The 12827-nt window shown below is 69.2% G+C and carries 11 protein-coding genes and 2 pseudogenes; 5 read left to right on the top strand and 8 right to left on the bottom strand.

The features are described from left to right. Nucleotides 1-94: 94 nt before the first annotated feature. The 4 genes from ABZ281_RS16520 (at nt 95) to ABZ281_RS16505 (ending at nt 3112) form a co-directional block, all read left to right on the top strand. A complete protein-coding gene (locus tag ABZ281_RS16520; RefSeq protein WP_356656072.1) occupies nt 95-226 on the top strand; it encodes a hypothetical protein in 132 nt (43 codons plus the stop codon). Between the two features lie 112 nt (nt 227-338). Further along, nucleotides 339-728: a hypothetical protein gene (locus ABZ281_RS16515; protein ID WP_356656070.1), complete on the top strand. Its 390-nt coding sequence runs from the start codon at nt 339-341 to the stop codon at nt 726-728. A gap of 115 nt (nt 729-843) precedes the next feature. Beyond that, the gene (locus ABZ281_RS16510; RefSeq protein ID WP_356656068.1) at nt 844-2271 is read left to right on the top strand and encodes a S28 family serine protease; all 1428 of its coding nucleotides are present in this window, start codon (nt 844-846) and stop codon (nt 2269-2271) included. 328 nt (nt 2272-2599) lie between these two features. Continuing rightward, complete coding sequence (locus tag ABZ281_RS16505; RefSeq protein ID WP_356656066.1) at nt 2600-3112, top strand: NERD domain-containing protein; 513 nt, start codon at nt 2600-2602, stop codon at nt 3110-3112. 293 nt (nt 3113-3405) lie between these two features. On the opposite strand, the gene ABZ281_RS16500 is transcribed toward ABZ281_RS16505, so the two are convergent. The 8 genes and pseudogenes from ABZ281_RS16500 to ABZ281_RS16465 form a co-directional block, all read right to left on the bottom strand. Then, on the bottom strand, nt 3406-4095 hold the full coding sequence (locus ABZ281_RS16500) for a hypothetical protein (RefSeq protein ID WP_356656064.1): 690 nt from the start codon (nt 4093-4095) through the stop codon (nt 3406-3408). After that, entirely contained in the window at nt 4092-4517 is a 426-nt protein-coding gene (locus tag ABZ281_RS16495) for a hypothetical protein (protein ID WP_356656062.1), read from the bottom strand. Before ABZ281_RS16495 ends, ABZ281_RS16500 begins: the two co-directional genes overlap by 4 nt. Nucleotides 4518-4524: 7 nt before the next feature. Beyond that, nucleotides 4525-6900, bottom strand: a complete 2376-nt coding sequence (locus ABZ281_RS16490; protein WP_356656060.1) for a glycoside hydrolase domain-containing protein — start codon at nt 6898-6900, stop codon at nt 4525-4527. Nucleotides 6901-7399: 499 nt separating this feature from the next. Further along, on the bottom strand, nt 7400-7747 hold the full coding sequence (locus ABZ281_RS16485; protein WP_356656058.1) for a hypothetical protein: 348 nt from the start codon (nt 7745-7747) through the stop codon (nt 7400-7402). A gap of 286 nt (nt 7748-8033) precedes the next feature. Continuing rightward, the gene (locus ABZ281_RS16480) at nt 8034-8501 is read right to left on the bottom strand and encodes a hypothetical protein (RefSeq protein WP_356656056.1); all 468 of its coding nucleotides are present in this window, start codon (nt 8499-8501) and stop codon (nt 8034-8036) included. A gap of 208 nt (nt 8502-8709) precedes the next feature. Next, nucleotides 8710-9384 carry a hypothetical protein gene (locus ABZ281_RS16475; protein ID WP_356656054.1) on the bottom strand — a complete coding sequence of 225 codons (675 nt, stop codon included), beginning with the start codon at nt 9382-9384 and terminating at the stop codon, nt 8710-8712. A gap of 113 nt (nt 9385-9497) precedes the next feature. Then, on the bottom strand, nt 9498-11330 hold the full coding sequence (locus ABZ281_RS16470) for a glycoside hydrolase family 3 protein (RefSeq protein ID WP_356656052.1): 1833 nt from the start codon (nt 11328-11330) through the stop codon (nt 9498-9500). A gap of 330 nt (nt 11331-11660) precedes the next feature. Then, nucleotides 11661-12184, bottom strand: a pseudogene (locus tag ABZ281_RS16465) (LysR substrate-binding domain-containing protein); the annotation flags it as partial. Nucleotides 12185-12322: 138 nt separating this feature from the next. Here ABZ281_RS16465 and ABZ281_RS16460 point away from each other — a divergent pair. Beyond that, nucleotides 12323-12827, top strand: a pseudogene (locus tag ABZ281_RS16460) (hypothetical protein); the annotation flags it as partial.

The following is a 12827-nucleotide window of genomic DNA, read 5'->3' as shown; positions in this document are numbered from 1 at the left end:
CGCGCACCCCCGCGCGCGTGGCCGACGTTCCCCGCCCGGACATCAGGATTTCGGAGGTGCCGTGGATCCCCGAGGCGTCAGCACAGGAGTCGGCATGGATCACGGCCGGGTCGCCGAGGACGGCACGCACGAGGAACTCCTCGCGCGCGGGGGCCGGTACGCGGAGCTGTGGCGGACGTTCATCGGTGCCCCCGAGCCGGAGGAGCCGGTCGGCGCGTCCCGCTGACGGCGTCGCCGGGGCGCGTTTTCGTAACGCTCGTGCAACCGTCCGACATACGTCATGCGTCCATACAGGCGTACGCCGATGGTCGCGGACGACGCGGTACGGGAGGACGACAGTGCACAGTGGAGCGATACGCCGGCGGCTCGCGGTCGGGCTGGCCGTGCTGACCGCGTCCGGACTGCTCGCCGTCGCGGCGCCGGGTGACGCACAGGCCGCCACCGCGCTCTGCCCCGGGCGCAAGGTCCGCACCCTGCCGTTCTCCACCGGCACGGTGCTCGTCTACAAGCGCGGCGGCTACGTCTGTGCCGTCACCCTCCCCAAGAAGCGCGGCGCGCTGCGCAAGATGTCGGTGAGCGTGCAGGCGCGCGGTAACCGGCCCGTCGTCGACGAGGGCAAGTACGCCCACCACGCGGGCCCGGTGACCGTGCACGCCGGGCGCCGCTGCGTCTGGCTCAAGGGTCAGGTCGGCAGGGGGAAGTTCAGCTCCGGCTGGATCCTCTGCTGAGGTCCCGCACCCGGCGACACGCCCCCCGCGCACAGGGTTTTCCCTATGTCCCCTGGTGCTTGGGTGAGTTGGTCCGCTAGCTTCCGGCGCACATCTGTCTCACAGGGGAGTGCGCATGCGCAAGGCGCTCAGATGGCTGCTGGCGCTCACGGTGCTCATAGGCACACTGGGCACGGCGGGAGCGGCCACCGCCGCCGACGCCGCCGGCACCACCGACATCAAGGAGAGGCTGCTCTCCATACCGGGCATGAGCCTGGTCGAGGAGAAGCCGTACACCGGCTACCGCTTCTTCGTCCTGAACTACACGCAGCCGGTTGACCACCGCAAGCCCTCCAAGGGCACGTTCCAGCAGCGCATCACCGTGCTGCACAAGGACGTCTCGCGCCCGACGGTGTTCTTCACCAGCGGCTACAACGTCTCCACGACGCCCCGCCGCAGCGAGCCCACGCAGATCGTGGACGGCAACCAGGTCTCCCTGGAGTACCGCTTCTTCACCCCCTCCCGGCCCGCCCCGGCCGACTGGTCCAAGCTGGACATCTGGCAGGCGGCCAGCGATCAGCACCGCGTCTTCAAGGCCCTGAAGGGCATCTACAGCAAGAACTGGATCTCCACCGGCGGTTCGAAGGGCGGCATGACCGCCACCTACTACGAGCGCTTCTACCCGCGGGACATGGACGGCGTCGTCGCCTACGTCGCCCCCAACGACGTGGTGAACAAGGAGGACTCGGCCTACGACCGCTTCTTCGCCCGCGTCGGCACCGAGGAGTGCCGCGACCGGCTGAACGGCGTGCAGCGCGAGGCGCTGGTGCGCCGCGAACCGCTGGAGAAGAAGTACGCGGCCTTCGCCGAGGAGAACGGCCTCACCTTCACCACCATCGGCAGCCTGGACAAGGCCTACGAGGCGACCGTCCTCGACTACGTGTGGGGCTTTTGGCAGTACAGCCTGCTGTCCGACTGCGAACAGATCCCGGCCGACGCCAAGAACGCCACCGACGAGGCCATCTGGGACTCCGTCGACACGATCTCCGGCTTCTCCGCCTACGCCGACCAGGGCCTGACGACCTACACGCCGTACTACTACCAGGCCGGCACCCAGCTCGGCGCGCCGACCATCCACTTCCCGCACGTCGAGAAGCGGTACATCCGCTACGGCTACCAGCCGCCGCGCAACTTCGTCCCCCGGGACATCCCCATGAGGTTCCAGCCGTCGGCGATGCGCGACGTGGACACCTGGGTCCGGCACAACGCCCGGCGGATGCTGTTCGTCTACGGCCAGAACGACCCGTGGGGCGCGGAACCCTTCCGCGTCGGCAAGGGCGCGAAGGACTCCTACGTCATGACCGCCCCCGGCATGAACCACGGCGCCAACGTCGCGGGCCTCGTGCCCGAGCAGAAGGCCCTGGCCACCGCCCGCATCCTCGACTGGGCCGGTGTCGCCCCCAGCGGAGTGCAGGCCGACCCGCAGGCGGCCAAGCCGCTGGCGAAGTTCGACGCCAAGCTCGACAAGCGGGACGTGCAGCGTGAGATGACGCTGCGTCCGTAACCGCCCGTTGCCGGTCCTCGACCGCCTCTCGGCCCACAGGGGACGGGAGGCGGTTCGCATGTCCGGTGGCCAGTCCTCGGCCACGTCGCTCTCAGGTGGGAAGTCGGCTTCGGCAGCGACATTCGCCCATGATCGCACCGCCCGCTATCCACAGCGCCGAACCGGCCGACCAGGACCGACTGCGATGCCTGTCTGGGCACCGAGCAAGGTGCATGAAGTGCCGCGAGGAAGCAGATCGCGGCAAAAATCGGCGGACGAGGGCATGTCACCGCAAGGAGGCCCTCGGCGCCCGGCTGTGTTCCTTCGACCAGATGCAGGAGGTCTTCCGGTGACGCCAGCCGAGCGGCCGTCCGCACCGAAGCCGGGCCCGCCGCCCCGCCGTACCCGCTGGTTCCAGCCCCGGCGCTCCGGCTTCGCGTGGGAGCAGGAGGGCCTGGAGCACGTACGGCAGCTGATGCCGGACGCCGAGCCGTACCGTGCGTGGGCGACGTTCCAGTTCACCGGCCCGTCCGGGCGGGTCAACGAGTGCGACCTGCTGATCGCGGTTCCCGGAGGGCTGTACCTGCTGGAGCTGAAGGGCCATCCGGGACGGCTGGTGAACCACGGTGACACCTGGCAGTTTCACGGGGACCGGGTCCGGACGATCAAGAGCCCTCTGCATCTGACCGACCTCAAGGCCAAGGAGCTCAGGGGCCAGCTCGAGCGGGCGGCCCGTGCGGCAGCGGGCTGCCGGGGGTCTGGGACGCCCTGCTGGGCGTGCCGCCCGAGCGCGAGAGCTGGCGCATCACCCCGCAGAAGGTTCTTGTCAGCCTTGAGCTCGACAGGGAGATCCGCGATGTAGCCGCGGTACTCCGCGAAGACCGGAAGAAGCCGCTCGGCGAGTTCGTCCCACAACGGGGCAACGGACATCAGGAATCCTCCTGCGGCTGAAGGTGGTGACGGTGCGCGCATGTTCGACTACGCCAAGGGCTTTTGGCGGCACCTTGACACAGCCAAGGGCCGCCGTGGAAGACGGCGGCACGCCGGCCCGGCGACTCACCTCGCCGTACATCGAGGTTCACTACGCCGGTCTCTGGCTCGCTGAGTGTCCGACCGACGCCGTGCGCGTCGCCGCCTCCCCGGCCACCGGCCGTGTCAGGCCGCCTGTATACCGGCGAGCTTCTTCGCGGCCGTGATGCGCTTGGGGTCCTCGATGATCTGGGTCCCGGCCCCCTTGCCGGGGGTGACGCTCCACTGCCTGAGGGTCTCCGCGACCCGGGCGAGTTTCGCCGAACCCGGCGGGACGTCGATGAAGAAGACCGATTCCTTGGGCGACTCCGTGTCGCCACCCCACCTGACGACACCCTGGAGTTCGGCGAGGAGGTCCCGGATCGCCATGACCTGGTGGGGGAAGAAGTTGCCTTTGACCCCGAGCGGATAATTGTCCGGGTACAGCGCCAGCGCGGTGCCCGACAGGTGGTTGGACTCGAAGTCCGCTGCCACCCGCCGGTCCTCGCTGTACCCGATGATCTGTCCGCGGCTCGCTTCGAGCCGGGTGACGTCGTAGTGGAAGCGTTGCGCCACATAGGCCAGGACGGTCCCCACATCCCCTTCCCGCAGAACGACCCGGAGGTCTGTTCCCGGTATGTCGTAGGGGGCGGTGCCCGACGAGCTCGCGGTGAGGACATCCCAGCCGTTCGCCGATCTGGGCCCCTTCCACGAGGCGTCGGCGGCCTGGGCGGTGCCGGGAGCGAGGAGGCCCTCCCCCGTGGCGAGCAAGGTGGCTCCGGCGGCGACACCGGTGATCCCTCTGATCAGGGTGCGGCGCGAGAAATCGGTGTTCATGAGATCACTCCAGAAGTTTTTCTGACTCGCTTGCGCAGGTACACGGAAGTGCCGGCCGAGACGAGGGCGGCACCCGCCAGCAGGCACACGAAGACGGTGACGGACACCGAGACGTACTCCACGGTCGACCCGTCGGAGTACACGCAGGCGTTTCGAAGAGGCCAGTACTGCTGTTCGATGGCCGCCAAGTCGGCGCCGGCGTCGTTCCGGCTCGTGCACAGTTCAGGGAAAGGCCCACCCATGGTGACGGAGAACCAGCCGTAGCCGTACACCGCCACCGCCGAGGAGGCCAGGATCAGGGCGACGACCGCGTAGACCCGGGGCACGGGCAGCGGCGGGTGGCTCAGCAGGATGAGGACCACCACGATGCCCACCACCGCGGTGACCAGACTCGCAGCCAGCAACGCGCCCATCAGGAACATGTGAAACCTACTTCTTCTCTGCTTCCTGCGCGGCGAGGAACTTCGCCCGGCGCGCCACCTGCTGGTCGATGAGCCGCTGCAGCGTCTCGGCGAAACCCGTGTAGAACTCGCTCATCACGGAGTCTGACTCGTTCCACGGTTCCTTGCCCGCCGGGCAGTTCCTGTGGATGAGGAGAGTACGGGTGGAGGACAGCAGCGTGTCGTCTATCTGGTCCTCCAGGAACGCCTTCGCCGTCTCCCGGACGTTGTTCGTGACGCCGCCGAACCGGTAGAGCTTGAAGTCGCTGAAGCGCGTCAGATGGCCCGTTCCGATCAGGATCCTCCTCAGCTCCAGGACGATGTTCGTGTTGCCGTTCTTCAGGCGCTCGGCGATCAGGAACCCGTCGATGTCCTCGATGAGGTCGCCCAGCGCGAACGTCGACGCGACATCGGGCCTGCACAGCGTCTTGCGGCAGAAGTCCAGGGGCGACGCGTTGTCCGAGCGGCTCCATTCACCGTAGAACGTGAGCAGGTCTCCGCCCCAGCTCGCCAGTTCGGCGCGGTTCGCCTTGCCCACCCCGGCGTTGCCCTTGAGGAAGTAACCACTGGCGCTCGCCGCGAGGTGGTCCGGATTGATGAGGGCGCCCATGGACGGGTCGGTGTACGCGTGCTTCCTCGCCTGATCGAGCCCCCGGCCGGTGGCGTAGCTGATGAAGGCGTCGTCGACCTCGCCGAACAGCGCTCTCCACCGGGCGTCGGTGTACTTGTCCCAGCGCATGAACTGCAACGAGAGCTCGTTCGGATCACCCTTGCCGTAGGAGACCGCGGCGTCGTACACCCTTTGCGCGTAGGCGATGAACTCGTCGACCGACGAACCGCCCGGATCGTTGACCGATTCCTGCCCGAAGTCGGCGCCGGGGCGGTGCGCCACCGCGTCCAGCCCGAAGCTGTCCGAGCCGTTGGGGAAGGTGAACTCCTTGATCTGGTTGAACGCCCAGTTCTGCGGCAGCGGGAAGCCGAGGTTTCCGGAGAAGCCGTAGGACATGCCGGAGACGTACGCGTAAGGGACGTAGGTGGCCCCGGAGACGCTGGCGCACACGTTCCGCGAGCCGTAGACACCGGCGATGTACTTGCTGCCGTTGCTCTTGAGCGCGTCGTTCACCCCGGAGAAGTAATCAATGATCAGGTCCATGTCCGCCGAGGTGGCGTCGTAGTCGACCGCGAAGTAGATGACCGTGCCCCTGTTGAACCCGTACCCGGCGGCGCGGCCGTGGGCCAGGCTGCCGTGCAGGTAGCCGTTGCTGTATTTGAAGTCCGCGAGACTGCGTGCGTCGTACTGCCAGATGGGGATGACATTCAGTCCGGCGGAGAAGATGGCTTCCAGCTCACCGGGCTGGATCTCCTTGTTCAGCGTGCTCCCGGGCGGCTCCTCCAGGTAGCGGCCGACGGCGCGGTACCCCTCCCTGTAGAGGGCTTCCGCCCGCTGAGGAGTGATGGTGAACCGGGTGTCGCAGGCGTCGACCTTCCGGTCGGGGTTCCCGTAGGAGACGAGCAGTTGCGCCCAGGTGTCGAAGTCGGCCTTGCCGGTCACGCCGATCGCGGAAAAGCTCTGGAACTTCCTGACCCAGTCGGTGAGGTCCGCGTCGAACTTGTTGCCGAAGGTGGCGAAGTCACCACTCGCGTTGGAGGGGCCGTTCGCCACGCACGCACCGGTGAAGAGCTGGACCCACGTGCCGCTGTCGCCTTCGGAGAGGGTGTGGGCCTTCAGGCCGGCCACGGTCCCGGGGCCGAAAACACCGGTGGCCTGGTCCTCGGGGATGCCGGACTCGTACTGGATGGCCTTCATCAGCGCCTGCTGGACGTCACGGGAGAAGAAGCCGTCGCAAGGGCCGATGTAGAAGGTCGACTTCTCGAGGTAGCGGCCGTTGAGCCACTGCTGCATGAAGCGGATCTGTTCCAGTCCGCCGGACAGGAATGTGTAGGCGTCCATGGTCAGCAGGGCCTTGAACACCTTCGGGCGCACCGTGCCGTTGAGATAGGTCGCGGAAAGGCCCATGTCCCGCATCATCGTGTTGATGCCCGTCTGGGTCGCCTGGGACATCTCCCCGTCGATGGCGCCGGCGCTGTAGCCCTTGCAGTACATCCCGCACTGGATGATCTTGACGATGTTCTTGTTGGACTCGCCGACCTTGATGGCGCCCTTGGCTTGCAGTCTCGATAAGGTCGTCGGGCCGAAAGCGTTGGACAGCGCTGTAATGCCGAGTTCGTACTGCAGCGCACGGGTCAGTGAATACATGGTGTTCCAGCCGGTCTTGCCGTTTTCCGTGACGGGGTTGTAGCCGGAAACGTTCTTGTAGGTTGAGTTGACCCATTTCTGGGCCTGGAGCACCATTTCATCAGCCATTGCGGCAGGCAGCCTTTCGTTCGTGAATCGCTGAGTGTTCGTCCGGACAGGACGGACGCCTCCCCGACCTCACGAGAAGGGACCGGAGAGGAGTAAGCGTGATGGGAGACGCCTCAGTTGAGCGCTCCGGTGCTGCGGTGCCTTGTCGACCGGCACCTTGCCGCCGACACCCTCCCCGCAGGAACACACGCGGCCGCAGCGGCCATTGCGCTGACGGGCCGAGCCGACGCACTGGGTGCGGGTGCCGAGATCGCCGGCGACGCTCAGACCATCCGCCCGCTCATCGCGGACGGCACGTCGTCAGGACGCGGTCGCTCCTGGAGACCGTACGGGCGTGCGCGAAGCTGCGCACGGATACTTGAGAGGAAGTCCTGGACGTGGGCGCGATCGGCACGACGGCAGCCGCTGACCTCCTGCAGGGCGGTCACAAGGCCGGGTCTCGCCTGCGAGGACGAGACCCGGCCTCAGCTATGCCGAGGTCATGGCGACAGGCAGGCCGTCAGCTTTCGTCCGGTGTGCGGGTGACGCGGGTGATGGTGATGGTGGGGTCGGAGGGTACCGGCTTACCAGGGTCTGTGGCGGTCAACTCGGTGGGCCTGCTTGTGCCGGGGTAGAGGGGAGCGCCGTCCGTTCCGACGTGCAGAACGGCCTCAAAGGCCTGCGGGCCGGTGATTTTCACCTCCGCCGTATAGGCTGCGCGGTCGCGACCGGTGTTGGTGATGGTGACGGGGACGGTCAGGCCCGTGCGGGTTCGGATGGTTCGGTAGACGGTGACGTCACCGCGGGAGACCAGAGGGTTCTCGAAATCCGGTTTCGCGGGATCAAAGGGTTCACCTGAAACCGGCACGCCACTGGGCGCGGCAGCAGCCCGCTTGCGGGCCTCGTCCTCCTGCGCCGCAGCATCCTCTCCCTCGGGGCCGACGGAGGCCCTTGGTGGCGCAGAAACAGAGCCTGGCCTCTGGACCGGGGTTGCGGAAGCCGCTGGCCGGGACACCTGCCGTTCACCCTTGGTCCGTACGTCGCTTGAGCCCCCACACGCTGTGAGCACCGTCAGTAACCCTGCCGCGCACAACAGCGTGATCCCGTGACTGTGTCGCAATGTCTTACGTCCTTTATGGGCAGCCATGTGTACGTCAGTTGCAGTTGGTGACATTGTCAGCGACTCGGTTGATGGGATAAGTCGAGGAGCTCGATGACGCCTTCATCAGGGCCGTCACCGTGCCACAGCCTCCAGGCTTCTGCCATACGGGACCTGCGTACTGACTGAAGGTGCCCTGGTCGACATCGCACGGTGTATTCGTGTAGTTGTCGCAGAGCTGCAGCTTCATCCACTTGGAAGTTCCCGTGTTGTTGTCGAACACGGAGCAGGTGTTCTGATCGCTGCCGGCGCCGTTGCCGCCGTAGACCCACAGCGTACCCAGGCGGCTTGCGTCGGTGGGCAGACGTAGAGCAAGAGTGATGGTGTCGTACTCCGCCCCGCAGAGGTTGGCCAAGTTCTCGGAGGCACTCCCCGCCCGGTTGGCCGAGGCGACCCTCGCCGCGCGCACCGCTGACGAGAATGGAGCCCTTGCGGTCCTTACCGAGCCGGTGCGTTTTGCCACGCTGAATCACCCATAGGGTCAGGTGCCGAGTTCCTGCGGTGTGGCGGGGCTGGGGCTGCGTGGATGTCAGGGGGCAGGACTTTGCCCAGCGGACGAAGAGGCTGCCTTCTCCGGGGACGGGCAGCCGGTCAGCTCTAAGAATGGTCCATGAGCGCCCCCGGCCTGCCGCCGGCGGGTCGATTCCGACCGCCGTCCAGACGGCCAGCGCTCACAGCGGCCGGGCGCACCCCACGGGCCGCTTCCCGCCCAGTCGCACGTACAGCGCGGTCGGGCCGGGGCAGTCGGCCCGCTCGGTGACCGCCCGGACCACCTTGTACTGCGGCTCGCGCCGCCCCGTGCCGTCGCAGGCGGTCTCGCGGACCTGTCCGTCGCCGGAGCCGTAGACGCAGTCGCCGACGATCGTGCGGGGGCCGCCCCCGCCTCCCGGGTCACCGGGGTGCGGCGGCTGGAGGTTGCGCATACAGGCGTAGCCCTGCGGGACCGCCCCGTCGCCGTCCTTGTCGGGCGCGGGCCGCTGCTCGCTGATGTGCAGCACGAAGTCGGTGGCCTCCGGGCAGCGCGGCCCGTCCCGCACGGTGCCGTCGTGCCGCGCCACGACCCGGGCCGCCGCCCGCTCACCGGTGCACGGCACCTCGGTGAAGCTGGTCGTGCCGAACGAACTGCACTCGTCGACCGCGAGGAAGACCGCCCCGTACCCCGGCGGCCGGGTCGGTGCCGGCGACACCGTGACGGTCTCCCCGGTCCTCCCGGTCCTCCCGGTCCTCTGCTCACCCGGCCGGCCGTCCTCCGCCACGCCTCCCGACGGACTCTGGCAGCCGGTCAGCAACGCGCCGAGCAGGACCAAAAGCCCGCAGACCACCCCCACACCACTTCGCTCACGCATCGCCGTCCCCCCGAGTGTGCTCGCCCAGCGTGACCCGCCGTAGCGGGCGCACGCCAGGCACATGGGGCGGTTTGCGCACGTTGGGGGTGGTGCGCCCGGGCTGTGGCGTACGCCTAGTACGACAGCCCGTAGCCGACGGGGTACAGCACCTGCTCCGGATCATCCGCCCGCTGCACCGGCACCGGCAGCTTCCCGCGCGGCTTCACCCGCCCGGCGATCACCCGTGCGGCGGACCGCAGTTCGACATCGGTCCAGGAGTAGGCGGCCAGACCGGCCGGCGCGGACGGCAGCTGGGCCACGTCGTACGGGTTGCGGATCGCCACCGCCACGACCGGCCGCCCGGTCGCCACGAGCTGCTCCACCAGCGTCTTCTGACCGCTGCCCGCGGTGACGTTGTACGTGGCGACCGCCACCGCGTCGGCGTCCCGCGCCGCCGCGACCGCCTTGGTGATGGTGGCCGCCGAAGGGGCCGTGCCGGTCGACAGGGCCGTGGCGGTGAAGCCCAGTTCGCTCAGCGCGCCCGCGAGCACGCCCGTGGGCGGTCCCGTCGTGCCGGACGGCGAGGCCGGATCCGCGCCGACGACCAGCACCTTGGGGTACCGGCGGCGCGACAGCGGCAGCAGCCGCCCCTCGTTGACGAGCAGCGTGGTCGTCCGCTCGGCGATCCGGTCGGCCGCCGCCAGATGCGCCCGGGTCCCGACCGTCCGGTCGACCCCGCCCTGACCGACGTACGGCGAACGGAACAGCCCCAGCTTGGACTTCAGCCGCAGCACCCGCAGGATCGACGCGTCGAGCCGGGCCTCGGTGAGCTCGCCCTCGCGCACGGCCGTCAGGACGGCGTTCCAGGCGAGGTCGAGGTCGGGCGGGTTGAGCAGCTGGTCCACGCCCGCCTTCAGGGCGAGCACCGGCACCCGCGCGTCGCCGTACTTGCTGCGCACGCCCTCCATGCCGAGGGAGTCGGTGACCACGACCCCGTCGTAGCCGAGGCGTTCGCGCAGGATGCCGGTGAGGATCGGTCGGGAGAGGGTGGCCGGGTCGCCGGAGTCGTCGAGGGCCGGGACCATCAGGTGCGCGGTCATGATCGAATCGATGCCCGCGGCGATCGCCGCCCGGAACGGCGGTGCGTCCAGCTTCTCCCACAGCTCCCGGCTGTGCGTGATGGTCGGGAAGCCGGTGTGGCTGTCGACGTTGGTGTCCCCGTGCCCGGGGAAGTGCTTGGCGGTCGCCGCGACCCCGGACCCCTGGTACCCGGCGACCTCGGCCGCCACCAGCGCGGACACCGCCCGCGGGTCGGCACCGAAGGACCGTACGCCGATGACCGGGTTGGCCGGGTTGACGTTCACGTCGGCCACGGGGGAGTAGTCCTGCCGGATCCCCATCGCCCGCAGCTCGGCGCCCGCGATCCGGCCGAGCGCCCGGGCGTCGGACCGCGACCCGCCCGCCCCGACGGCCATGGCCCCCGGGAACAGCGTCGCGGGCTTGCCCACCCGGGCGACGATCCCGTGCTCCTGGTCGGTGGAGATGAGCACGGGTAGCCCGCGCGGAAGCCGGAGGGAGGCCTTCTGGATGCCGTTGGAGAGCCCGGTGATCTGGTGCGGCTCACGGGTGTTGTGCGCCCAGCCGAAGTAGATGATGCCGCCGACCCGGTACTTCGCGACCAGCTCGGCGGCCGTACGGACCCCGATCTCCTTGAGGTTGGCGTCGATGTCGGCCGGGTCGGGAGCGGTGGCGGAGTGGCCGTAGACCCGCATCACGAAGAGCTGGCCGACCTTCTCCGCGAGGGTCATGCGGGAGACGACGGCGCGCAACCGGCTGTCGTCCGGGGCGGCGGCGTGCGCGGGCCCGGCGGCCGCGAGGGCGGCGGTGACGCCGGCCGTGGCGGCGAGGACGGTGCGTCTGGAGGAGTGGGCGGTGTTTCCCGTGCTTCCCGTGCCGGTGTCGTGCACGTGCGCTCCTTCCGGAGGTGATCCGCTCGGATCCACTGAAGGAAACTTCCAAGAGGTCACCGATATCCGGGAAGTTTCTGCCGGTCAAGGGAACGCGCAGCAACCGCACAGGGGCCGCCACCGGCGCGGTTGGAGGGGGCGCGCCGATGGCGGTGGGGCCGCCTGCCGCGGTACGGCGGAGAGGGTGGTCAGCGATCGCAGCCAGTGGCGAGGGCCGACACCGCACCGTGGTGACTCTCCGGCAGCCTGCGATTGGACGGGGACGGTCCGGCCCGGGTTCCCGACTCGGCCCGGATTTCCGCAAGTCGGTACGCGGGAGCAACCAGGGGGTCAACGGGGCGGATGAGCCGCCACTTTCGGCCACTGCTCGCCGAGTACCCGGACGCATTCCGCGATGGCCGGACGCCGGGCCGCCCCGTCCGCCATAGCGCGTACCGCCGCCGCACCGGCATCGGATCGAGCGGTACCTCCACCACCCCGGCGGGCAGCGGCCCGCGTCCCAGCCGCGGGATGAGCGCCACCCCGAGCCCGGCCGCGACCAGGGCGCCACGAGGGTGGGGTTCTCGTCGGCCCGGTGGACGATGTCCGGCTCGTGCCCGGCCGCGCGCAGCGTCCGCAGCAGCCAGTCGTGGCAGACCCGCCCGGGCGGCTGGCAGATCCATCGCTCGCCGCCCGGCTCCTCCCGCCGTACGGCCGTCCGCCCGGCGAAGGGATGCCCCGCGGGGACGAGGAGATCGCACAGGTCGTCCCCGAGGAACGCCTGCTCCAGGCCGGGTGGGGCGGGCAGCGGCGCGATGCCCCAGTCGTGCGCGACGGCGATCGACGGCGCCCTTCGCCACCAGGTCGACCGACAGGGTGGTGCTGGCCTCCCTCACCCCGCGCCGCACCGCGCCCGCGGTGGCGTCCCCGGACCCGGCGGCCGCCGCTAGACGAGTCATTCCGAATGCTGACGGTGTGTCCGGGAACGCAGACAGGGCGTCCAAGATCGTTGTGTGACGAACAACCTGGACGCCCTGCCGACCGCACTGTACGTGAAGATCGACGACGAGATCGGAGGTACCCGATGGCTGGGCCGTCCGCCCCGGCTGACCGACTCCGAGCTGGTCTGCCTGGCCGTCGGCCAGGCGCTGCTGGGGTTCACGTCCGAGTCCCGCTGGCTGCGGTTCGTACACTCCCGACTGGGAGCGATGTTCCCGTACGTGCCGAAGCAGCCGGGCTGGAACAAGCGGCTTCGGGCCGCGTTGCCGCTGGTCAAGCGCGCGATACGCATGATGGCTGCGGATACCGACTTCTGGTTCGACAACCACTGGATCGTCGACTCCACGCCGGTGGAGTGCGGCCGCTCGCGTCCGACGGTGAAGCGGTCGGACATGGCCGCCTTGGGAAAAGCGTGTCACGCCCGGGGGCGGGTGCATCCTGAGCGGCGGGGACGTCCCGGACACCGGTGCCCGCCGTGCTCGGGCGGGGCCTGCCGCCCGGACATGCCGCTGCCCCGCC

Source organism: Streptomyces sp. NPDC006265 (genome assembly GCF_040613555.1).
In the GTDB taxonomy this organism is placed as follows: Bacteria; Actinomycetota; Actinomycetes; order Streptomycetales; family Streptomycetaceae; genus Streptomyces.
Note: the sequence above shows the minus strand (reverse complement) of the source record. Positions and strands in the feature narration are given on the sequence as shown.